Raw genomic sequence first — 21,484 nt, forward strand, 5'->3', positions numbered from 1 at the left:
GCCGGGCAACGCCCTGCCCGCGGTCATGGGGCCGGAGGTCCTCGATCGCGGGTCCGAGGCAGGTCGCCGCCGGGGGCACCGGCGCCCATGATGGAAGCGGAGACACATGGCTCTCCAGGTTCCCTACGGTCGGGAGGCGGCCATGAAGATCGGAGTGCTGACCGGTGGCGGCGACTGCCCCGGTCTCAACGCCGTGATCCGCAGCGTCGTCCGCAAGGGCACACAGGTGTACGGCTTCGAATTCGTCGGCCTGCGGGACGGCTGGCTCGGCGCGCTCCGTGACCGGGTGGTGCCACTGGACATCGCCGCCGTGCGGGGCATTCTGCCGCGCGGCGGCACCATCCTCGGATCCTCCCGGACCAATCCGTTCAAGCACGAGGACGGAGTCCGGCGCATCAAGGACACCCTGGCCACCCGCGACATCGATGCGCTCGTCGTGATCGGCGGCGAGGACACCCTCGGTGCAGCCACCGAGCTGAGCCGTCAGGGCGTACCGCTGGTCGGCGTGCCGAAGACCATCGACAACGACGTGGCGGGCACCGACTACACCTTCGGATTCGACACGGCGGTGGGCATCGCCACGGAAGCCATCGACCGCCTCCACACCACGGCCGAATCGCACATGCGCACCCTCGTGGTGGAGGTCATGGGCCGGCACTCCGGATGGATCGCCCTGCACGCAGGCATCGCCGGCGGCGCCAACGTGATCCTCGTCCCGGAGCAGCCGTTCGACATCGACCAGGTCTGCGCGTGGGTGAAGAACCGCTTCAAGATCAACTACGCGCCGATCGTCGTCGCCGCCGAGGGAGCCGTCCCCAAGGACGGACAGATGATCCTCCAGGACCGGACGCTGGACGAGTACGGCCATGTGCACCTGTCCGGCATCGGCGAGTGGCTGGCCCAGGAGATCTCGCGACGCACCGGCACTGACGCCCGCACAACCGTCCTCGGCCACATCCAGCGAGGAGGCACGCCGAGCGCCTTCGACCGGTGGCTGGCCACCCGCTTCGGGCTGCACGCCGTCGACGCGGTCAAGGACGGGGACTTCGGCACGATGGTGGCCCTGCTCGGCACCAAAATCGTCCGGATCCCGCTCGACGAGACCAGGGGCAGGACAAAGGTGGTGGACCCGTCGCTGTACGACGAGTTCGAGGTGTTCTTCGGCTGATTCGCACCATCGTCGGCCGGTGTGCGGCACGACCACCACCGCGCTTTCCCGGGCGGAACGATGACCGACATCCAGGCGTTGCCGGGCGACGACGCCAAGGAACGAGTGTCAAGGAAAAACGTCGAAGACAGCCTGATCGAGCGAACCCAATTCGAAGCATCGTTCCTTCTTCCCGCGGGTGACCGGTCCCGCCGTAGGCTGGCCGCCTGCTGGCACCCCAGTTCCCGGTGGCCCGTATCGTCGACGCCGCTCTCCGGGGGGACCATTCGGAGGCCCGGCCTTCAGGGGAGCCGCAGTGGAGCAGGCGACCACGTGGCCCGTGGGGCACATACAGGTTCATGAGGGTGACCGACTGGTCGTGATCGAGTTCCACGGTGAGATCGACATCGCCGCGGCGATCCCGATCATGTTCGAGATGGATGCCGCAACCGCGGCAGCGGACCGGACCGTGGTCGTCGACCTCACTCCCACCGAGTTCATCGACTGCTACGGCCTGAGGCTGGTGCACCGCGCCGAGCGACGGGTGAGGGAGCGGGGAGGGCGACTACTTCTGGTCTGTCCACACCCGCTCATTCTGAAGCTTCTCCAACTCGGGGGCTTCGGCGGGCGTCTCGCCGCCGTGCCGACGATGCAGGAGGTTCTCGCACCCGACGCCCGGGAAGGCGCGGGCTGAACCGGGCCTCGTCCTGAATCCGGCCGTCCGACGTCTGACCAGCAGTTCGGCCAGTTCTTCCAGCCGGGTGCGGTGTTGTGTGAGCAGGCGCTACTTCTCCAGCAGCACAGGCAACTGTTCCCGGGCACCGGCCTCGTTCACCCGCGCGCCCCCTCCCGGGAAGCAACCGCGCCGGGCCGTCACTCACACAGCGCACGGAATAGCCCGTTACGGCTAACTCAGGATGACATTTCCCACTTCCAGGGCACAGTGACCTCACCTCGGCGACCCGTGCTCCCGATCGCCCCCACCCCACTCATGAAAGCGCTGACGATGACCCGTACGCCTGTGGGGCCTCCCCTGTTCCGGTATCTCCGTGCCGTGCCACCCGTCGCAACTGTCGTGCTGTCGCTCGTGTTCACGCTCCTCGTCGGCCAGGCGACACCAGCAGTCGCCGCACCCGTCAAACCGGTGATCAACGGGCCGGTGTTCAACGACCCACTGGGCTCGGCGGAGCAGCAGGAGGCGATCTTCACCCAGCTCATTCGGCTGATCGACGCCACGCCCGCCGGTGAGCAGATCCGCGGCTCGATGTACGAGTTCAACGACCTGGCGGTGGCGAACGCCCTGCTCGCCGCCAATTCGCGTGGCGTCGCCGTCAAGCTGATCGTCGACGACTCGACGTATGTGGGTGCCAACGGCGCCGAATACACCAACCCGGCTTATCAGGCCCTCAAGTCCGGGCTCGGCACCAATGACTCCGCCCGTTCCTGGGTCGTCGTCTGCGACGACAAGTTCGAGGACGCGGACGGCGTGGACGACGTCAGCCGCGGCTGCCTGAGTGTCGCCCCGCCCGGACCGGCCTACGCCCACAACAAGTTCTTCCTCTTCTCGAAGATCGGCCCCTTCGACGACGGCACCAGTTACTCGAAGGTCGTCTTCCAGACCTCCTCGAACCTCGGCGACTGGTACAAGGTCGAGTCCTTCAACGACTCCGTCACCTTCGCCGACAGCGCGGTGTACAACGGCTACGCCACCTACCACGAGATGCTGCGCAAAGGGCGCTCCCTGGCCGGTGGCAACAACCACGCCTACTTCTCCACCCCCAGCGGCTCGACCTACCGCGCCTTCTTCTTCCCGCGTGGTGACTCGTCGTACTACAACCCGGCCACCGACACGATCGTCGGCGTACTGAACCAGCTCAGCTGCTCCTACACCGGCTCGGACGGCAAGAAGCACCAGACCGACGTCCGCATCGTGACCGACAACTTCTTCGGCTCCCGCCGCCAGGTCGCCGACAAACTGGCCCAACTGCGCGGCCGGGGCTGCTGGATCGACATCCTCTACGCCGAGACCGATTCGACCATCACCAGCCGCCTGGACGCCGCCGGCATCCAGCACCGCCGATGCAGCATCCCCAACGGCCCCGGCATCGACGTGCGCCCGCACAACAAGGAGATGCTGATCGACGGCGCCTACGACGGCGACATCACACCCCGGGTCTACACCGGCAGTGCGAACATGACCGGGTCGTCGCTGCGCTCGGCCGACGAAGCAGTCGTACGGATCACCAACGCGGCCTACCACTCGAAGTACCTGAGCACGTTCTACAAGATCCGCACCGCCTGCGGCGGCTGAACCGCCACCCGGCCGGCTGCGCGCCGCTTGGTGTGTCCGGCACTCTCTACGACTGCCGGCCCGGGTCCTTCGTACGGAACGCCCCGGCCCGCCCACGGGACACATGCGTCTCTTCGGGCCGGCACCCCGCTCGGCCCGGGAAGAGACACGGAAACGGCGCTCCTTCCCCAAAAGGGAACGCCGTCACCATTCGTCCCGTGGGCTCAACGCCCACCCTCACACCACGGTCGCCTCCGAAGCAGAGGCCGAACGACCCACCAGGGGGCCGACCGGCCCATCCGACCGGCCCCCCACCTGCCATTTCGGCGGGACCTACGCATTCGTCCCCGACGCCGTCGGCGGTACCACCACCACCGGCGCCGCCGCGTGCAGCAGAACCGCGTGGGTGACCGAGCCGATCATGCGGGCCGGGGACAGCAGCCGGCGTCGGTGGCGGCCCACGACGACCAGTTCGGCGTCCTTGGAGGCGGCGACCAGGAGGCCGGCCGCGTCGCCGGGCATCGCGTGCGCGTCGGAGCGGACATCGGGGTGCCGGGACCGGTGCGGCGCGAGGAGGCCCTCGGCGAGGGTCCGGGTCTCGTTCTCGACGGCGCCCTGGTCGATCATCAGCTCCGCGAACTCGCCGGAGGCCGCCCAGGTCCGCGGCGGCCAGCCGTAGGCGGCGATCGTCTGGAGGCGGGCGCCGCGCAGCTCGGCCTCGAGGAAGGCGAAGGCAAGGGTCGCCGCGTCGGGGTTGTCGACGTCGATGCCGACGACCACACGCGGACCGGGCTCGAGGGTCATGCCCTCATGTACCTCGCGCCCCTGCCGGGGCACCACGAGCACCGGGCACTCCGCGTCACGGGCGACCGCCATGCTGTTGGAGCCGAGCAGCAGGCCGACGAAGCCGCCGCGCCCGCGGGAGCCGAGCACCAACAGCTGGGCGGCGGAGCCGAGTTCGGGCAGCACGGCGCCCGGTGCGCCCTCCAGCGCCCGGTACTCCACGACCGGCAGGTCGGCCCGGCCCTCGAACCGCCCGCGCACCTGGTCCAGCACCGGATCGTTCTCCGGGTCCGGCGGACCGGCGGTGAGCACGTCGGGCTGCGCCCAGGGCGCGTACTGCCGCACATGGACCACGCGCAGCGGAGCCCCACGCCTGCGCGCGGTGTCGACGGCATGGTCCAGTGCGTACAGGCTGTCGTCCGAGCCGTCGACCGCCACGATGACGGGCAGGCTGCTGCTCATGGGGTTCCTCACCTCCGGAAGACGACCTTCCTCTCCGGGGCCAGCCTCGCTCAGGAGTCCGCCCCGGGAGGGCCACCAGGTCGCGTGTCCGGAAAAACGGGTGGAACACTCCCGGATCGGACCGCAGGATCAGGTCACGTCAGGTCGAACTCTCCTTCCCGCGCCCCTGATACGAACGCGCCCCATTCAGCGGGGGTGAAGATCAAAGAAGGGCTTTCCGGGCGGCCGCTGTTGCGCATCGCGATGAAACCCTCGACAAATGCGATCTGGACATCCCCCATGCCACGGCTGCTCGAGTGCCAGTCGGCGGTGCTGAGGTCCAGCTCCGGCTTGTCCCAGCCGGCAAGCGGGTGCTGCTGGATGGTGCTCTCGGCCACGTCCGTGCTCCTCCCGATTCGTCGTCCGCGGCCAGCCTAGCGATCGGTCTCTGATGCCGACAGGCCACGTGAGGGGGACCCTTTCCCGAGGCGGTCACGAGTCGGGGCGTTCGCTCCCCACGAGCCACATGGAGAAGAACTGCGAGCCGCCGCCGTAGGCGTGCCCGAGGACCCGCCGCGCGCCTTCCACCTGGTGTTCTCCGGCGAGCCCGCGCACCTGGAGGGCCGCCTCCGCGAAACGGATCATGCCGGAGGCGCCGATCGGATTCGTCGAGAGAACGCCGCCCGACATGTTGACGGGCAGGTCACCGTCCAGCTCGGTCACCCCCGATTCGGTGAGTTTCCAGCCCTCGCCCTCCTCGGCGAAGCCCAGGTTCTCCAGCCACATGGGCTCGTACCAGGAGAACGGCACGTACATCTCGACGGCGTCGATGTCCCGGCGCGGGTCGGCGATCCCGGCCTGCCGGTACACGTCGGCCGCGCAGTCCTTGCCGGCCTGCGGCGAGACGAAGTCCTTGCCGGCGAAGAGCGTCGGCTCGCTGCGCATGGCGCCGCCGAGCATCCAGGCAGGCGGCCGCGGGGCGCGAGCCGCACCGGGCCGGTCCGTCAGCACCATCGCGCAGGCCCCGTCGGAGGACGGGCAGGTCTCCGAGTAGCGGATCGGGTCCCAGAGCATGGGCGAGGCCTGAACCTTCTCCAGGGTGATGTCGTGCTCGTGGAGGTGGGCGTAGGGGTTCTTCAGGGCGTTGCGCCGGTCCTTGTAGGCGACGAGCGAGCCGACGGCCTCGGGCGCGCCGGTGCGGCGCATGTACGCGCGCACATGCGGGGCGAAGAACCCGCCCGCGCCGGCGAGCAGCGGCTGCTGGAACGGGATGGGCAGGGACAGGCCCCACATGGCGTTGGACTCGGACTGCTTCTCGAAGGCCAGCGTGAGCACGGTGCCGTGGACGCGGGCCGCGACCAGGTTCGCGGCGACGAGCGCGGTCGAGCCGCCGACCGAGCCCGCCGTGTGCACGCGCAGCATGGGCTTGCCCACCGCGCCGAGCGCGTCGGCGAGGTACAGCTCCGGCATCATCACGCCCTCGAAGAAGTCGGGCGCCTTGCCGATGACGACGGCGTCGATGTCGGCCCAGGTCAACTCGGCGTCCCCCAGCGCCCGTTGCGCGGCCTCACGGACGAGCCCGGCGATCGACACGTCCCGCCGCGCCGCCACGTGCTTGGTCTGGCCGACGCCTACGACGGCCACGGGTTCCTTGCTCATCGCGGATCCCCTTCGAGTACGGCGACCAGGTTCTGTTGCAGACAGGGGCCGGAGGTGGCGTGGGCGAGCGCCCGGTCGGACTCGCCCCGGTGGATCGCGGCGGCGGCCTCGCCGAGGCGGACGAGCCCCGCTGCCATGATCGGGTTGGCGGCGAGTGCGCCGCCGGACGGATTGACGCGTACGTCGTCACCGAGCCGCAGGGCCTTGCGCAGCACGACCTCCTGCGAGGTGAAGGGCGCGTGCAACTCGGCTGTGTCCACGGGGCGTTCGAAGGCACCGGCCTTCTCGGCGGCCAGGCGCGCGGAGGGCGAGTCGGTCAGGTCGCGGACACCCAGGCTGTGCGCCTCGATGCGGTGGTCGATGCCGCGGATCCAGGCGGGCCGTTCGCACAGCTCCCGGGCCCGCTCCCCCGCCGCGAGGATCACGGCGGCGGCCCCGTCCCCGATCGGCGGGCAGTCTCCGGTACGGAGAGGCCGTAAGCGGTAGTCGCCTTGCGGCACCGAACCCCTCAGCTGGGCATGGGAGTTGCCGTCGGCGTCCGAGCGGCTGCGTGCCGCGACGGCCGCGAGGGCGGGCTCGTCGGTCTCGCCCGCGTCGATGAGGGCCTGGGCCTGGAGGGCGGCGAGGGCGACGGAGTCGGGCCACAGCGGGGCGACGTAGTACGGGTCGAGCTGCCGGGTCAGGACGTCCCGCACGGAGCCGGGTGAGGACTTGCCGTAGGAGTAGACGAGGGCGGTGTCCGCGTCTCCGGTCTGCAGCTTCGTCCACGCCTCGTACAGGGCCCACGCGCCGTCCATCTCCACGTGCGACTCGGAGATCGGCGGCCAGGCGCCGACGCCGTCGAGGGCGAGGGTGAAAGAGAAGGCGCGGCCGGCCAGGTAGTCGCTGGAGCCTGAGCAGGTGAAGTCGATGTCGGCGGTCTTCAGCCCGGTCTGCCCGAGGACGCCGTGCAGCACCGGCATCAGCATCTCGACCTCGGAGAGCTCGTCGCTGGTGCGCCGGTGGTCGGTCTGGGCGAAGGCGACCAGTGCGATGTCACGCATCAGAGCAGCTCCTTGTAGGTGTCGTACTCCGCGTCGGGCTCCCCGGTGGGCCCGTAGTGGTCGGGGTAGCGGGCCCCTTCCGTCCACACCGCCTCGACGCGCAGGCCCATCCGCACCTGGTCGTAGGGCATGCCGCCGATCCGGCCGTGCAGCGCGAGGTCGGCGCCGTCGAGGGCGATGTGGGCGTAGACGTACGGCACTTCGATGTCGAGGTTCTTCGCCTTGATGTTGACGATGCAGTACGTGGTGACCGTGCCGCGCGGGCCCACCTCGACCTGCTCGGAGGTGGCGACGCCGCAGGTGGGGCAGGCGCCGCGCGGCGGTACGTACACCTTGCGGCAGGACGGGCAGCGTTCGCCCACCGTGCGCCGGTCGGCGAGGGCCTGGATGTAGGCGGTCTGCGCGCGGCCGGGCGAGTAGGTGTAGTCGAGGCGGGCGGGGGCGACGATGCCGGTGATCGCGTCCGCGAACTCGCCGCTGTGGCCCGCCGGTTGCTCCGCTTCACCGTCGTACGGCTCGAAGCAGGCGATGTCGGTGATCGCGCCCTCGCGCGCCTCGGCCCAGCGCACGCGGACCCGCATGCCGGTGTGCACGGCCTCGGGGCCGGGGGCGTCGAGGGCGTGCAGCAGGGCGGTGTCGGCGCCGTCGAGGCGGACCAGGACCCAGGCGAAGGGCGTGCCGAGGGGCTGGCCGCGGCGCGGCTCGTGGTTCCAGGCCCAGGTGGTGACCGTGCCGGTGGGGGCGACCACGACCAGGTCCCGGATCTCCTCGGCGGTGACGGGGTCGTACTCGACGGGTGGCACGAGCGTGCGACCGTCACGGGTACGCACTCCGAGCACGACACGCTCGCGCAACCCGGTGAGAAAGGCACTCTGGACGGGACCGAGGGACCGGGTGAAGGGAAACTCGACGGCGAGGGGGGCTTTGAGAACTTCGGGCATCAGGGCTGCCTCCTTGGGGAGTTGGCAGTGAGGGGCGCGCCCGGACAGGGGGCGCGGGGCGGTGTCGTGTGCGGCTGAGCCGCGCGGGCGTGACCAGCCGCATCCGGCCCGCGGCGTTCAATCCGGCCAAGACCGCGGGCAGCACTACGCTCGCTTGTAGACAGGCGGTCGCTTCTCCGCGAAGGCACGGGCACCCTCCTTCGCGTCGGCGGTGTCGAAGATCGGCCATCCGCGCTCAAGCTCCGCGGCCAGCCCATCCGTCTCGGTCATCTCCGCGCTCCCGTAGACCGACGCCTTGACGGCTTCCACGGCCAACGGGCCGCAGGTGTTGATCAGTTCGGCGATCTCCAGGGCCTTGGCGAGGGCGGCGCCGTCGGGTACGACATGGCCGATCAGGCCGATGCCGGCGGCCTCCCGGGCGCTGTAGGGGCGGCCGGTGAGCAGCATCTCCAGGGCGTGGGTGCGCGGGATCTGGCGCTGCAGCCGGACCGTGGAGCCGCCGATCGGGAACAGGCCGCGCTTGACCTCGAAGAGCCCGAAGGTCGCCGACTCGCCCGCGACCCGGATGTCGGTGCCCTGGAGGATCTCCGTGCCGCCCGCCACGCAGTACCCCTCGACGGCGGCGATCACCGGCTTGCGGGGGCGGTGGTGGCGCAGCATCGCCTTCCAGTGCAGGTCCGGGTCGGCCTTGAGGCGGTCCCGGTACTGCTCGCCCTCCATGCCCCGCCCCGCGAGGGCCTTGAGGTCCATGCCCGCACAGAACGCGCCGCCGGAGCCGGTCAGCACGACCGAGCGGACGGCGTCGTCCTCGTCGGCCTCGAGCCAGCCGTCGTAGAGCCCGACGAGCATCGGCAGCGAGAGCGCGTTCTTGGCCTCGGGCCTGTTGAGCGTGAGCACCAGTGTGGCGCCTTCGCGCTGCACGGTGAGGTGTTCCGTCCCACCCATTGCCGTCTCCCCTCTCCAGGAACGAGAACAGGTTGCAGTACCCCGGAAGGCACTTCAAGAGTTTCCTGACAGACAGTCAGATTTCTTCGCGCGAACTCTTCACAGTTGCCGCGCCCTTTGCTCTGATGACCGGCGAACCGACAACTGCCAGGCTCGCCCCGGGCGAGGGAACGGTCAGGAGGAGCGGTGGAGTACAACCTTGCGGACCTGTTCGAGTCGGTCGTCGACGTGGTGCCCGACCGCGAGGCCCTGGTGTACATCGACCACCCGGGCACGGGCGCGGAACGCCGCCTGACCTACGCGGAGTTGGACGCGGCGGCCAACCGCATCGCCCATCACCTGATCGACGCCGGCATCCGCCCCGGCGAACACCTCGGACTGCACCTGTACAACGGCATCGAGTACCTGCAGACGGTGTTCGCCTGCCTCAAGGCACGGATCGTCCCGGTCAACGTCAACTATCGTTACGTAGAGGACGAGTTGGTCTACCTCTACCGCGACGCCGACCTCGTGGCGCTGGTCTTCGACGCGGAGTTCGACGGCCGGGTGGCGGCCGCGCTGCCGCAGTGCCCGAAGCTGCGGCACCTGGTGCGGGTCGGGGGCGACGGCGGGCAGGCCGCGGCCGTGTCCTTCGCGGCGGCGCAGGCGGGCGGTTCACCGGCGCGCGGGTTCCCGGTGCGTTCGGGCGACGACCAGTTCATCATCTACACCGGTGGCACCACCGGAATGCCCAAGGGTGTGATGTGGCGCCAGGAGGACCTGTTCTTCGCGGGACTGGGCGGAGGTGCGCCGACCGGGGAGCCGGTGCAGAAGCCGGAGGAGCTGGCCGAGCGGGTCGCGGCGGGCGGCAGCGGGATCACCTTCTTCCCCACTCCCCCGCTGATGCACGGCACCTCCACCCTCACCTCCTTCATCGGCTTCAACTTCGGCCAACGGGTGGTGATCCACCGCAAGTTCGTGCCGGAGGAGGTGCTGCGCACGATCGAGAAGGAGCAGGTCACCAGCGTCTCGCTGGTCGGCGACGCGATGCTGCGGCCGTTGATCGACGCCCTCAACGGTCCCATGAAGGGCACGGACTGCTCCTCGGTGTTCAGCGTGTCCTCCTCCGGCGCGGTCATGTCGGAGACGGTGCGCCGGCAGTTCCAGGAGCTGCTGCCGAACACGATGCTGCTCAACAACTACGGCTCCTCCGAGTCCGGGTTCAACGGCACGGCGACGGCCGACTCCGGTGCCGGGCAGAGCTTCCGCATCCAGGTCAACTCCCGTACGCAGGTGGTCGACACGGTCACCCACGAGCCGGTCGAACCGGGCGAGGTGGGCCGTGTCGCCCAGTCCGGCAATGTGCCGCTCGGCTACTACAACGACCCGCGCAAGACCACCGAGACGTTCTTCGAGAAGGACGGCAGGCGATGGGTGCTGCTCGGTGACATGGCGACCGTGGACGAGGAAGGTGTCGTCACCGTGCTCGGCCGGGGTTCGCAGTGCATCAACACCGGCGGCGAGAAGGTGTATCCGGAGGAGGTCGAGCAGGCGCTGAAGTCCCATCCGGACGTGTACGACGCGCTGGTGGCCGGGGTGCCGGACGCGAAGTGGGGCAATCATGTGGCGGCGGTCGTACAGCTGCGTGCGGGGGCGCCCCACCCCTCTCTGGAGGACGTCCAGTCCTACTGCCGTACCCACCTCGCCGGTTACAAGATCCCGCGGCAGCTGGTGATCAGCGACGCCATACGGCGCTCGCCCAGCGGAAAGGCGGACTACCGGTGGGCCCGGGACGTCGCGGTGGCGGCAGACAACCCCTAGGCGCCTGGTGGAGGCGACCGGCGTAGTCTTTGCGCGCGGTTGACCCGGGACTTTGAACAGCGAGTGAAGCCGGGCCGTACGGAGGTTGGCGGCCCGGCCCTGCGGGCCCGGTCCGCCGTGCCATCACCGGGCTTCGCACGGAAGGACCTACGGGTGTCGCACCTCACGCCCCCTCGTCAACTGCCGAACACCGCAGCGGGGGCTGACCCTGATGCGGATGTGGTCCCTGATGCCGTAGGGACACCAGATGATACGGCCGAGGCGAAACCGGCGGAGGCGAAACCGGCGAAACCGGCGGATCCGGCCGAGCCGGAGAGCGCCGACGAGGCAGCCGCCTGCGCGGACGCGGCACCGGGCAAGGACGTGAAGCCCCCGGTCGGCACGACTGACGCATCGGAGCCGGATGTACAGCCGGCGGCCGAACCGGACGCCGGGCCGTCGGGCGCCGAGGGCCGAGAGGGGGAGCCCGCACCCGACCCCGACGCGGCACCGCCTTCGGACACCCCGCCCCCACCGGCCCGCCCCGGCTGGTTCGGCTGGCGCCGCCGCTACCCGGCCGCCGCACGCGTCGTGCGGGTGGTCACGAGCGTCCTCGCCGCCGTGCTGGTGCTCGTCGTGCTGCTCGTGCCCAACCGTCTCGACCGGATCAACGTCGAGTCGTTCCTGCGCCTGCCCGTCGAGGCGATCTTCCTCGCGGCGCTGCTGCTCGTGCTGCCGTCGAAGCCGCGGCGGATCACGGCCGGGGTGCTGGGGGTCTTCCTCGGGCTGTCCACCATCCTGAAGTGCCTCGACATGGGCTTCCGGGAGACGCTGGCCCGGCCGTTCGACCTGGTCTTCGACTGGGTTCTGCTGAGCGACGCCGCGGACTGGATGAAGGACTCGTTCGGCCGCACCGGTGAGCTGCTCGCGGTGATCGGCGTGATCGTGGCGATCGTCGCCGTGCTCGCGCTGAGCGCCCTCGCGCTGATACGGCTGGCGAACGTGGTGACCCGCCACCGCCCCATGGCCGTACGCACGACGCTGGTCCTCGGCGTCGTATGGATCATCTGCTTCACCCTGGGGGTCCAGTTCGGCGGCGTCACCTTCGCCACCAAGGGCTACGCCCAGTACCTCGCCAACCGGGTCCAGTACGTCCGCGACGGCCTCGGCGACGCCGACGTCTTCAAGAAGCAGATGGCCGTCGACGCCTACGCCAAGACCCCGCCCGGCCAGCTGCTGACCGGACTGCGCGGCAAGGACGTGATGTTCACGTTCATCGAGAGCTACGGCCGGGTGGCCATCGACGATCCGACCATGGGACCGGAGCTCGACAAGACACTCAAGGAGGGCGACGCCAGGCTCAGGTCGGCCGGATTCGCGGCACGCAGCGGCTGGCTCAGGTCGCCCGTGACCGGCGCCGGCAGCTGGCTCGCCCACTCGACGTTCCTGTCCGGGCTGTGGATCAAGAACCAGCAGCGCTACCGGACTCTGACCACCAGCAAGCGCGCCACCCTCACCAGCTACTTCCAGAAGACCGGCGCCTGGCGCACGGTCGGCATCGTCCCGGGCGTGCGCAAGTCCTGGCCCGAGGGCAAGTACTTCGGCCTCGACCACATCTACGACTCCACGCACCTCGGCTACCAGGGCCCGTACTTCAGCTGGACGCCGGTGCCGGACCAGTTCAGCCTGGAGGCCTTCCAGAAGCTGGAGCACGGCAAGAAGAACCGCGACCCGATCATGGCGGAGATCATCCTCGCCTCCAGCCACAACCCCTGGTCGCCCATCGCCCACACGATCGACTGGAAGGACCTCGGCAACGGCAAGGTCTTCTACAAGATCAAGAAGGAGGGCACCAACCCCACGCAGGTCTGGAAGAGCGCGCAGCGCGTACGGACCGAGTACCGCAAGGCCATCCAGTACTCCGTGGACAGCCTGACCCAGTGGATGCAGCGCTACGGCGACAAGAACACGGTCCTCGTCTTCCTCGGCGACCACCAGCCCGTCCCGACGGTGACCGGGGGCACCGCCAACCGGGACGTGCCGGTCACGATCGTCGCCCACGACCCGAAGGTGCTGGACCGCGTCTCGAACTGGGGCTGGACCGAGGGGCTCAAGCCCGCGGACAAGGCCCCGGAGTGGACCATGAACAAGTTCCGCGACCGCTTCATGACGGCGTACGGGCCGCAGTCGGGGTGAGGTGACGGGCCTCGGGCGATGTAGCCGCCCGGGTCGGTCGGTTCGGCCGCTTCCATCGGACGGCGTAACAGGACGCGCCCGGTCGTGGCGGTGTCCCTAGGGTCGCTACATCGGTGATCGAACGTCACCGGACCTGATGGGACACCCCATGAACATACCGATACGCGCCTCGGCCGCAGCCGCGCTCACGATCCTGCTGACCGCCGGTCCTGCGACCGCCGTGGCCTACGCCCAGACCGACCTGGACTGCAGCGACTTCGCCTTCCAGGAGGACGCCCAGGCGGAGTTCAACCGCGATCCCAGCGATCCCTTCCGCCTGGACGCGGACGACGACGGCATCGCCTGCGAGGTCCTGCCGCACCGGACCTCGCCCGCCGCCACCCCCACGGCCACCACGTTCCCCCAGCGGGGAGTGAACGCGGGCATGGGCGGCGGCACGGGCCCCACCGACCTCGAGATGGCGGCAGGCGTCGGCCTCGCCCTCCTCGGCCTGACCCTGGCCTCCGGCCGTGTCCTGCAACGACGGCGGCGCAGCGCGGCAGCCGGGCAGCCGAGGCACTGACCCCCGCCGCCGCACCCCGTCGTCTCCCCCGCTCCTGGTCAGCCGGCGAAACACACCCGTCGGCCGTCCGCCGGAATGAGGCAGACGCGGGCGTCGCCGGGGTCCTGAGCCGGCGCCATGCCCGTCATCGGGGTGGCGAGGTAGGCGTCGAGGTCGTGCCGGTCGTCGACCCGGATCTCCTTGCGGGGCGCGCCGGGCAGGGTGAGTTCGACCCGGTCCCCGAGGTGGAGATGCGTGGCGCGCACCCAGACGGCGTGGCACGTCGTGCCGTCCCGCAGCTGTACGCGCCGTCCACCGGCGGCGGTACGCCAGGCCAGGGTCCGGACCATCTGCTGTCCTCCGCACCCCATGTCGACGGGGTCCTGCCCCTCGCACGTGCGGCCCGAGCACCCGGGGTGGGGCGTGAAGGTCGCCGCGGTGCCCCCGGCGGTGGCCGAGGGCGACCCGTCCGGCGTGAACAGCAGGGCGACCGCCGCCGCCGTGATCGCCGCAAGCGCGGCGACCGCACCCCACACGTACGGAGTGCCGCGGCCGCGGCCGCTCTCGGGAGCCGGCTCCGGCGTCGCCCGCGCCCGTCCGCTCCAGCGGGCGTCGGCCAGCTCCCACAGCGCGAGCAGCCGGTCCGGGCGGACGCCCGCCACCTCGCACAGCGCCTCCACGGCGCGGCGCGGCACCGGCTGCGTACCGGACAGGTAGCGCGCCCAGGACGACTTGCTGTACGGGGTGCGCCGGGCCAGCTGGGCCAGGCTCAGTCCGGCCGCGGCCCGTACCTCGCGCATCCTCACGGCCAGCTGCGCCGTCTCCGGGCTCATGTGCGCAGCTCCCGCCAGGTGTCGGGCCCGACGATGCCGTCCGGCACCAGCCCCTGCCGTTTCTGGAAGGCGCGCGCGGCCTGCCCGGTCCGCACGCCGTACACGCCGTCGACCCGGCCGCCGGAGAACCCGTGCCGCCGCAGCAGGCACTGCGCCTCCACCACGTCCCAGCCGCTGCTGCCCCGGTCCAGCAGGACGTCGCGGCTGGTGGAGTACCCGGCGGTCAGGACACCGTTCGCGCGCCGGACCCGGTCGCAGTCGTAGGAGCGGCCGCTGTCGTAGGCGGAGGCCCCGAGCGCGGCGCTCCGGCCGGTCGCAGCCGTGCCGCCGTCGCCGTGCCAGGACGCTCCGGCGAGGAATCCTGCGCCGAAGGCCACAAGGACGGCGGCGCCCGCGACGGCCTGGGCCGTGCGCGCGGTCCACCACGGCCGGCGCGTAGGGCGTGGCGGCCCCTCGTCCTCGGTGGCCGGTGCCGGTCGCCGGGCCCGCGCCGCCTCGGCGACCTCGTGCAGCACCAGCAGCCGCTCGGCCGGGGCCCCGCAGACCTCGGCCAGTTCCTCGGCCGCGCCGCGCGGCACCGGCTTCTTCCCGTTGAGGTAGCGCTCCCAGGACGAGGAGCTGTACGACGTCTTGGCCGCGAGCGCCGCCAGGCTCAGTCCCGCCCGGTCCTTCAACCGCCTGAGCTGTGCGACGAGTTGCCGTTCCGCGTCGTCGAGCCCAGCGGGCAGTTCCTTCCAGCGCGTCATGTCACTTCCCCGTACGCGTGTGAAGTCGCCGTCATTCAGGAGGACGCGGTTCCCGCGGGGCAACGGTTGCGGTTCCCGACCATCGTGACCGCTTCCCGTCCCCGCCCGCCGTCCCACGGTTTTGTCACGGCGTCGGGCGTCCCAGCAGGTCAGCGCGTGGGCCGTGCCGTGTGCCACCGGTTCGGACGGCTTGTCTGGCGGGTGCCGGATCCGGCCGGGCAACGTCGTCGGTGTCACCAAAGGGCCCGGCACGGGGGTGTCCTCCCTCGCCCCGCATTCCACCGGAAGCGGACGCGGCCTCTCAACTCACGGGAAAGGAACCGGCCATGACCATGCGCAGGACTTTCGCACTCGCGACCGTCACCGGAGCACTCGGAGCCGGTCTGGTGCTCGGCTCGGTGGGCAGCGCCTCCGCGCGGCCCGACATGCCGAACGTCGGCCGCGGCGATTCGGGCGTGGCGGTGCTGTGCGTCCAGCACGGTTACAACGACTGGGCGAAGCGCACGCATCACCACAGGATCAGCGAGGACCGGGACTTCGGTTCGAAGACCGCGAGCGCGGTCCGGCTCTTCCAGCAGAAGTCCCACCTCCATGTGGACGGCGTCGTCGGCAAGAAGACCGGTAACAGCCTTCTGGACAACCTCCAGGGCGACGGCGGCTGGCGCTCCGGCTGCTACGAGCACCTGCCGAGCACCCACCGCTGACCGAGGCGGTCGCACCTCCCCGGCCCCGTCCTCCCGGGGGAGGACGGGACCGGGTCTTCAGCGCGCGGAAGGTGCCCGGTCCAGGAACGCGGCGACCCGGCTCGCGAACCACGCCGGGTCGTCCACCCACGGGTAGTGACCGGCGCCGGGCTGGACGGTCAACTCGCCCTCGGGGAAAGCCTCGACGGTGCTACGGGCGAGCTCGGGGCTCGGGCCGCCGTCGAGTTCGCCGGCGAGGACGAGGACCGGTGCCGTGAGGTGGGAGAGTGCGGCCCGGGTGGCGGGCGGGTCGTAGGCGCCGTCGGAGCCGTAGACGTCGGCGGCGTCGTCGTTGAACTCCTCGTCGGCGCGGGCGTCGTGCTCCGCGGCCGCCGCGTCCCAGCGGCCGTAGAAGAAGGGCGCGAACGCCGGGTCGAAGTCGGTCTTCCCCGCGAGCCACTCCTCGAACGACGGGAACGCCTCCTCGAACCACGGCTCACCGCTGCGCAGCCGCGCCGCCGCCAGCCGGTGCTCCGGGGTCGCCGGCATGCCCAGCGCCCACGGTGTGGCGGTCACCAGTACCAGCCGGGAGATCCGTTGCGGGTGCCGGGCGGCGTAGAGCATCGCCAGGCTTCCGCCCGCCGAGTGCGCCAGCAGATCCATCCGTTCCAGCCCCAGACGGACCCGCAGCGCCTCCACGTCGTCCACGAGCCGGTCGCAGCGGTACGTCTCCGGGTCCGCCGGCACCGCGGAGTCGCCGGTGCCGCGCAGGTCGAGCAGGGCCAGCCGGCGGTGCGCGGCGAGGCCGCCCAGGTCCCCGAGGTAGGCGGCGGCCCGCATGGGTCCGCCGGGCAGGACGACGAGAGCGGGCCCCTCGCCCCGCAGGTGGAATGCGAGCTCGGTCCCGTCCGGGGCGGTGAAGGTCGGCATACGGCGATCCTCGCGTGCGAAACCGCGGCCTGACCACTTGCCTGCGGCAACATGGCCTGAATTACTGATCCCGAGCACCACGACCGAAGAGGTCCCCATGGCTGATGCGACGGAACTGCTGGACGCCGGCGAGCGGCTGGACAGGGGCGCGCTGCGGGAACTCCAGCTGGAACGGCTGCGGGCCTCGCTGCGGCACGCGTACGAGCACGTGCCCTTCTACCGGGAGTCCTTCGACAAGGCGGGCGTCCGCCCCGAGGACTGCACGTCCCTGGCCGACCTGGCACGCTTCCCCTTCACCGCCAAGGCGGACCTGCGGGCGAACTACCCGTACGGGATGTTCGCCGTCCCCGAGGACCGCATCCGGCGCATCCACGCCTCCAGCGGCACCACGGGCCGCCCCACGGTCGTCGGTTACACCGACAACGACCTTTCCCTGTGGGCGGACATGGTCGCCCGCTCCATCCGGGCGGCGGGCGGCCGGCCGGGCGACAAGGTCCATGTGGCGTACGGATACGGGCTGTTCACCGGGGGCCTCGGCGCGCACTACGGCGCCGAGCGCCTCGGCTGTACGGTCATCCCGGCGTCCGGTGGCATGACGGCCCGTCAAGTCCGGCTGATCCAGGACCTGAAGCCCGGGATCATCATGGTGACGCCGTCGTACATGCTCACGCTCCTCGACGAGTTCGAGCGGCAGGGCGTCGATCCGCGGGCCACCTCGCTGCGCGTCGGGATCTTCGGCGCCGAGCCCTGGACCGAGCGGATGCGGCAGGAGATCGAGGAGCGGTTCGCGATCGACGCGGTCGACATCTACGGCCTGTCGGAGGTGATCGGCCCGGGGGTCGCGCAGGAGTGCGTGGAGACCAAGGACGGGCTGCACATCTGGGAGGACCACTTCTACCCGGAGGTCGTGGACCCGATCACCGGCGAGGTGCTGCCCGACGGCGAGGAGGGCGAGCTGGTCTTCACCTCGCTGACCAAGGAGGCGATGCCCGTCGTGCGGTACCGCACCCGCGACCTGACCCGGCTGCTGCCGGGCACGGCCCGCGTCTTCCGGCGGATGCAGAAGATCACCGGCCGCAGCGACGACATGGTCATCCTGCGCGGGGTGAACCTCTTCCCCACGCAGATCGAGGAGATCGTGCTGCGTACGCCCGGCGTCGCCCCGCACTTCCAGCTGCGGCTGACCCGTGAGGGCCGCCTCGACGCCCTCACCGTCCGGGCGGAGGCCCGCACCGGCACGGCTCCGGAAGCACGGGAGGCAGCCGCGCGAGCGATCGCGGCGGCCGTGAAGGACGGCATCGGGGTGTCGGTCGCGGTGGAGATCGTCGAACCCGAGTCGCTGGAGCGGTCGGTGGGCAAGATCCGGCGGATCGTGGACCTGCGGGAGGTCAGGTGACCTGTGCGGGGCACGTCATCCCGTGGGGCCGGCCGCGGCCAAGGCGGGCAGCGCCGGACGCGTGATTCCGGAGAGGTCGCGGAAGACCACGCTGTTGCGGTCGGTGACCGCGCGGCCGAGCGCGTGGTGCGGCCACAGTCCGCCGGCCATCCGGCGGCTGCGCTCGCCCCACTCCAGGGCCTCGCTGGTGCGCGCCTTGAAGAAGTTCAGGGCGTAGCCGCCGGTGTGGATCCGCAGCAGGCCGAAGCCGCCGGGGTACTCCTTGGCGGCGCCCACCTCCTGCAGCGCCACGTGCGGGGCGTGCGGCAGCAGGGTGCGCTTGTTGCGGTGGGTGTGGCCCGCGTGGTGGAGGAAGACTCCTGGGGTGGCCGCGTAGGCCTCGACGATCTCGCGTACTTGGCGGCGGCCCATGCGCTGGCCCGCGCCGACCGGGAAGAGGGAGTCCCGCACGAACAGCGGATGATGACCGAAGACCAGGGTGGGCTGCTCCCTGTTCTCGCGCAACCGGCTGCGGAACCAGGACAGTTGCTCGGGGCCGAGACCGCCCGAGTCGGCGCCGTTGCCGGGCTTCTCGTACGTGTCGAGACCGATGATGCGCAGTCCGCCCAGGTCACGCGCGAAGTACCCGGGCTCCTCCTCGCCGCCGAACCCGCGGCGGAAGGTGTCGCCGTCGGCTCCCTGGCCGTCGCCGGATCCCGGCCGGTCGTGGTTGCCGCGCACGACGAAGTAGTCCTCGCCGTGCGTGCCGAAGCCGTCCAGGATGCGTCTGGCGTCCGCGAGGTCCTGCGGCGCACCGCCGGCCGAGATGTCGCCCGCGGCCAGCAGGAGATCCGCGCCGCGGCGGCGGGCCTCCTCGACCAGAGCTCGGCTCATGATCTCCGGATACGGCGCGAGGCCCGGCTCCTGTGTCACCCCGCGCAGCAGCGGGAAGCCGGTCACGAGGCCGGCGATGGTCTCGCCGAGGTGCAGGTCGTTGCAGAGCGCCAGGGTCATCAGATGACTGCCGGGCGGGGGCTGCGGCGTGGTGAAGGAGTACGGGCCGCCGAGCGACCCCAGACCGTGCCGGGAGGTACCCGCCGCGTTGCCGCGCACCAGGTGCAGCGTCGTGGGCCGGGCGGCGACTCCGCGCGAACGTGCCTGGTAGTAGTACGTCTGCCCCGGCTCAAGGCCGGTGAGTTCCACGTGGTGGTGTGCCGTGAGCCGGTTCTCGCCCGCCACGCGGTTGAGGCGGCCGGGGTGCGTGCCGTAGACGACCTCACCCTCCGTGACGGCGGGCAGCATGTGGCCGAAACCGTCGTCGGTGCCCGGCACTCCGGTGTACCAGGTGATGATCGCGCGGTCCTCGGTCAGCGTGACCAGTTCCAGGTGCACGGCCGCGACGATCTGATGGTGCGGGAGGCGCGCGCGGGCGGCGGAGGCGGCCCTGAACAGGGCCGGGGCGAGCAGAGCTCCGGAACGCAGCACCTCACAGGGGCCGGGGATCCCGGCGAGGGCGGCGAGGGGAGCGGGGAAACAGCATCGCATGCCTGGTTTGTGCCCTCCTGCCGTATACACCAGACATGGTACCGGCGGCCGTACCAGGTATGAAATGAGACTTCTTGTGTGTCTCGTCACCCGGTGAAGCGGTCGCGCAGCTCCCTTTTGAGGATCTTTCCGCTTGCGTTGCGCGGGAGTTCGTCCACGAACTCCACCCGCTTCGGCGCCTTGAAGTGGGCCAGGTTCTCGCGGGCGTGCGCGACGAGTTCGTCCTCGGTCACCTCGCCGCGCGGGACGACGACCGCTGTGACCGCCTCGATCCACCGCTCGTCGGGCAGGCCGATCACGGCGACCTCGGCGACACCCTCGTGCGTGTAGAGCGCGTCCTCGACCTGTCGCGAAGCGACCAGCACCCCACCGGAGTTGATCACGTCCTTCACTCGGTCGACGATCGTGTAGTAGCCGTGCGCGTCCCGTACCGCGAGGTCGCCGGAGTGGAACCAGCCGTCGCGGAAGGCGTCGGCGGTCTCCTCGGGCTTGTCCCAGTAGCCCTCGCACAGCTGCGGGGAGCGGTAGACGATTTCACCGGGCGTGCCGTCGGGGACGTCCTTGCCGTCCTCGTCCACCACGCGCGCGTCGACGAACAGGACCGGGCGTCCGCAGGAGTCCATGCGCCCCTTGTGCTCGTCGGGTGCGAGGACGGTGGCCAGGGGGCCGATCTCGCTCTGGCCGAAGCAGTTGAAGAAGCCGAGCTCCGGCAGCCGTTCGCGCAGGCGCTCCAGGACGGGCACCGGCATGATCGACGCGCCGTAGTAGGCCTTGCGCAGTCCGGACAGGTCACGGGTCGCGAAGTCCGGGCGGTTGGAGAGTCCGATCCAGACCGTGGGCGGGGCGAACAGGCTGTCCACACGGCCGGCTTCGATCAGGTCGAAGAGCCGGTCGCCGTCGGGGGCGTCGAGGATGATGTTCGTGGCGCCGACGGCGAGATACGGCAGCAGGAACACGTGCATCTGCGCCGAGTGGTAGAGCGGCAGGGAGTGCACGGGCCGGTCACCGGCGCTGAGATCGAGCGCGGTGATCGCGCTCAGGTACTCGTGGACCAGGGCGCGGTGCGTCATCATCGCGCCCTTGGGCAGGGCCGTGGTGCCGGACGTGTACAGCAGCTGCACCAGATCCTCGGCGCGCGGCTCGGGCCCGTCGTACGCGGGCGCCGTCGCCTGGCGGGCGAGAAGCGAGTCGTCGGCGTCGCGCAGGAACAACGTCCGTACGCCCTCCGGAAGCCGGCCGGCGAGATCGGGGTCGGTCATGACCAGGGCGCTGCCGGACTGGCCGACGATGTACGCCAGATCGTCGCCGGTCAGGTTCTGGTTGACCGGCACATGGACCAGGCCCGCGCGGGCGCAGGCGAGGAAGCCGATCAGATAGGCGTCCGAGTTGTGGCCGTAGGCACCGACCCGGTCGCCGGGGGCGAGACCCTGCACGAGCAGCACGCTCGCCGCTCGGGAGACGGCCTCGTCGAGTTCCCCGTACGTCCACGAGCGGTCGCCGTTCTCGACCGCGACGCGCGCGGGGGTGCGCCGGGCGCTGCGCCGCAACACCCCGTCAACCGTACTGCCCTGTCCCTGCGTCATGACTGATGATCCTCGGCCCGGCAC

General features: G+C 70.8%; 19 protein-coding genes. 8 read left to right on the forward strand and 11 right to left on the reverse strand.

What is annotated here, in order from left to right:
- Nucleotides 1–142: 142 nt before the first annotated feature.
- From ACGFYN_RS11135 to ACGFYN_RS11145, 3 genes are all read left to right on the forward strand, one after another.
- Nucleotides 143–1,168 (forward strand): 6-phosphofructokinase, encoded by a 1,026-nt coding sequence (locus ACGFYN_RS11135; RefSeq protein WP_393865502.1) that lies wholly within the window; start codon nt 143–145, stop codon nt 1,166–1,168.
- Nucleotides 1,169–1,463: 295 nt separating this feature from the next.
- Complete coding sequence (locus ACGFYN_RS11140) at nt 1,464–1,841, forward strand: STAS domain-containing protein (RefSeq protein ID WP_393865503.1); 378 nt, start codon at nt 1,464–1,466, stop codon at nt 1,839–1,841.
- Nucleotides 1,842–2,201: 360 nt separating this feature from the next.
- A complete protein-coding gene (locus ACGFYN_RS11145) occupies nt 2,202–3,458 on the forward strand; it encodes a phosphatidylserine/phosphatidylglycerophosphate/cardiolipin synthase family protein (protein ID WP_393865504.1) in 1,257 nt (418 codons plus the stop codon).
- A gap of 312 nt (nt 3,459–3,770) precedes the next feature.
- Here ACGFYN_RS11145 and ACGFYN_RS11150 read toward each other — a convergent pair whose 3' ends face one another.
- The 6 genes from ACGFYN_RS11150 to ACGFYN_RS11175 form a co-directional block, all read right to left on the reverse strand.
- Nucleotides 3,771–4,682, reverse strand: coding sequence for a universal stress protein (locus tag ACGFYN_RS11150; protein ID WP_393865505.1), 912 nt, complete (start codon nt 4,680–4,682; stop codon nt 3,771–3,773).
- 134 nt (nt 4,683–4,816) lie between these two features.
- Entirely contained in the window at nt 4,817–5,059 is a 243-nt protein-coding gene (locus ACGFYN_RS11155) for a DUF397 domain-containing protein (RefSeq protein ID WP_393865506.1), read from the reverse strand.
- Between the two features lie 94 nt (nt 5,060–5,153).
- Nucleotides 5,154–6,320 (reverse strand): thiolase domain-containing protein, encoded by a 1,167-nt coding sequence (locus ACGFYN_RS11160; protein WP_393865507.1) that lies wholly within the window; start codon nt 6,318–6,320, stop codon nt 5,154–5,156.
- A complete protein-coding gene (locus ACGFYN_RS11165) occupies nt 6,317–7,363 on the reverse strand; it encodes a thiolase domain-containing protein (RefSeq protein WP_393865508.1) in 1,047 nt (348 codons plus the stop codon). The genes ACGFYN_RS11160 and ACGFYN_RS11165 overlap by 4 nt, the downstream gene beginning before the upstream one ends.
- On the reverse strand, nt 7,363–8,304 hold the full coding sequence (locus tag ACGFYN_RS11170) for a Zn-ribbon domain-containing OB-fold protein (RefSeq protein WP_393865509.1): 942 nt from the start codon (nt 8,302–8,304) through the stop codon (nt 7,363–7,365). Before ACGFYN_RS11170 ends, ACGFYN_RS11165 begins: the two co-directional genes overlap by 1 nt.
- A gap of 144 nt (nt 8,305–8,448) precedes the next feature.
- A complete protein-coding gene (locus ACGFYN_RS11175; protein ID WP_393865510.1) occupies nt 8,449–9,249 on the reverse strand; it encodes a crotonase/enoyl-CoA hydratase family protein in 801 nt (266 codons plus the stop codon).
- Between the two features lie 186 nt (nt 9,250–9,435).
- Here ACGFYN_RS11175 and ACGFYN_RS11180 point away from each other — a divergent pair, with 186 nt between their 5' ends.
- The 3 genes from ACGFYN_RS11180 to ACGFYN_RS11190 all read left to right on the forward strand — a co-directional run bounded on the left by ACGFYN_RS11180 (nt 9,436) and on the right by ACGFYN_RS11190 (nt 13,786).
- A complete protein-coding gene (locus tag ACGFYN_RS11180; protein ID WP_393865511.1) occupies nt 9,436–11,049 on the forward strand; it encodes an acyl-CoA synthetase in 1,614 nt (537 codons plus the stop codon).
- A 153-nt stretch (nt 11,050–11,202) separates the two neighbouring features.
- Complete coding sequence (locus tag ACGFYN_RS11185) at nt 11,203–13,224, forward strand: sulfatase (protein WP_393865512.1); 2,022 nt, start codon at nt 11,203–11,205, stop codon at nt 13,222–13,224.
- A gap of 148 nt (nt 13,225–13,372) precedes the next feature.
- Nucleotides 13,373–13,786: a hypothetical protein gene (locus tag ACGFYN_RS11190; RefSeq protein WP_393865513.1), complete on the forward strand. Its 414-nt coding sequence runs from the start codon at nt 13,373–13,375 to the stop codon at nt 13,784–13,786.
- 38 nt (nt 13,787–13,824) lie between these two features.
- Here ACGFYN_RS11190 and ACGFYN_RS11195 read toward each other — a convergent pair whose 3' ends face one another.
- Both ACGFYN_RS11195 and ACGFYN_RS11200 read right to left on the reverse strand, forming a co-directional pair.
- Complete coding sequence (locus tag ACGFYN_RS11195; protein WP_393865514.1) at nt 13,825–14,598, reverse strand: helix-turn-helix domain-containing protein; 774 nt, start codon at nt 14,596–14,598, stop codon at nt 13,825–13,827.
- Entirely contained in the window at nt 14,595–15,344 is a 750-nt protein-coding gene (locus ACGFYN_RS11200) for a helix-turn-helix domain-containing protein (protein WP_393865515.1), read from the reverse strand. Before ACGFYN_RS11200 ends, ACGFYN_RS11195 begins: the two co-directional genes overlap by 4 nt.
- A 326-nt stretch (nt 15,345–15,670) precedes the next feature.
- On the opposite strand from ACGFYN_RS11200, the gene ACGFYN_RS11205 reads away from it, so the two are divergent.
- Nucleotides 15,671–16,048 (forward strand): peptidoglycan-binding protein, encoded by a 378-nt coding sequence (locus tag ACGFYN_RS11205; RefSeq protein ID WP_393865516.1) that lies wholly within the window; start codon nt 15,671–15,673, stop codon nt 16,046–16,048.
- Between the two features lie 57 nt (nt 16,049–16,105).
- On the opposite strand, the gene ACGFYN_RS11210 is transcribed toward ACGFYN_RS11205, so the two are convergent.
- Nucleotides 16,106–16,957 carry an alpha/beta fold hydrolase gene (locus tag ACGFYN_RS11210; protein WP_393865517.1) on the reverse strand — a complete coding sequence of 284 codons (852 nt, stop codon included), beginning with the start codon at nt 16,955–16,957 and terminating at the stop codon, nt 16,106–16,108.
- Between the two features lie 97 nt (nt 16,958–17,054).
- Between ACGFYN_RS11210 and paaK the strand changes: the two genes are divergently transcribed.
- Nucleotides 17,055–18,353, forward strand: coding sequence for a phenylacetate--CoA ligase PaaK (gene paaK, locus ACGFYN_RS11215; protein ID WP_393865518.1), 1,299 nt, complete (start codon nt 17,055–17,057; stop codon nt 18,351–18,353).
- A 15-nt stretch (nt 18,354–18,368) separates the two neighbouring features.
- Here paaK and ACGFYN_RS11220 read toward each other — a convergent pair whose 3' ends face one another.
- Both ACGFYN_RS11220 and ACGFYN_RS11225 read right to left on the reverse strand, forming a co-directional pair.
- Entirely contained in the window at nt 18,369–19,877 is a 1,509-nt protein-coding gene (locus ACGFYN_RS11220; RefSeq protein WP_393865519.1) for a metallophosphoesterase, read from the reverse strand.
- An 86-nt stretch (nt 19,878–19,963) separates the two neighbouring features.
- On the reverse strand, nt 19,964–21,460 hold the full coding sequence (locus ACGFYN_RS11225) for an acyl-CoA synthetase (protein WP_393865520.1): 1,497 nt from the start codon (nt 21,458–21,460) through the stop codon (nt 19,964–19,966).
- Between the last annotated feature and the right edge of the window lie 24 nt (nt 21,461–21,484).

This window comes from Streptomyces sp. NPDC048419 (genome assembly GCF_043200415.1).
Lineage (GTDB): Bacteria > Actinomycetota > Actinomycetes > Streptomycetales > Streptomycetaceae > Streptomyces.

Bases quoted from the DNA above. Each gene is read 5' to 3' on its own strand.
- ACGFYN_RS11160 (WP_393865507.1), bottom strand. From the start codon at position 6,320: ATGAGCAAGGAACCCGTGGCCGTCGTAGGCGTCGGCCAGACCAAGCAC.
- ACGFYN_RS11200 (WP_393865515.1), bottom strand. From the start codon at position 15,344: ATGACGCGCTGGAAGGAACTGCCCGCTGGGCTCGACGACGCGGAACGG.
- ACGFYN_RS11190 (WP_393865513.1), top strand. From the start codon at position 13,373: ATGAACATACCGATACGCGCCTCGGCCGCAGCCGCGCTCACGATCCTG.
- ACGFYN_RS11150 (WP_393865505.1), bottom strand. From the start codon at position 4,682: ATGAGCAGCAGCCTGCCCGTCATCGTGGCGGTCGACGGCTCGGACGAC.
- paaK (WP_393865518.1), top strand. From the start codon at position 17,055: ATGGCTGATGCGACGGAACTGCTGGACGCCGGCGAGCGGCTGGACAGG.
- ACGFYN_RS11220 (WP_393865519.1), bottom strand. From the start codon at position 19,877: ATGCGATGCTGTTTCCCCGCTCCCCTCGCCGCCCTCGCCGGGATCCCC.
- ACGFYN_RS11210 (WP_393865517.1), bottom strand. From the start codon at position 16,957: ATGCCGACCTTCACCGCCCCGGACGGGACCGAGCTCGCATTCCACCTG.
- ACGFYN_RS11195 (WP_393865514.1), bottom strand. From the start codon at position 14,598: ATGAGCCCGGAGACGGCGCAGCTGGCCGTGAGGATGCGCGAGGTACGG.
- ACGFYN_RS11165 (WP_393865508.1), bottom strand. From the start codon at position 7,363: ATGCGTGACATCGCACTGGTCGCCTTCGCCCAGACCGACCACCGGCGC.
- ACGFYN_RS11175 (WP_393865510.1), bottom strand. From the start codon at position 9,249: ATGGGTGGGACGGAACACCTCACCGTGCAGCGCGAAGGCGCCACACTG.
- ACGFYN_RS11225 (WP_393865520.1), bottom strand. From the start codon at position 21,460: ATGACGCAGGGACAGGGCAGTACGGTTGACGGGGTGTTGCGGCGCAGC.
- ACGFYN_RS11205 (WP_393865516.1), top strand. From the start codon at position 15,671: ATGACCATGCGCAGGACTTTCGCACTCGCGACCGTCACCGGAGCACTC.
- ACGFYN_RS11170 (WP_393865509.1), bottom strand. From the start codon at position 8,304: ATGCCCGAAGTTCTCAAAGCCCCCCTCGCCGTCGAGTTTCCCTTCACC.
- ACGFYN_RS11135 (WP_393865502.1), top strand. From the start codon at position 143: ATGAAGATCGGAGTGCTGACCGGTGGCGGCGACTGCCCCGGTCTCAAC.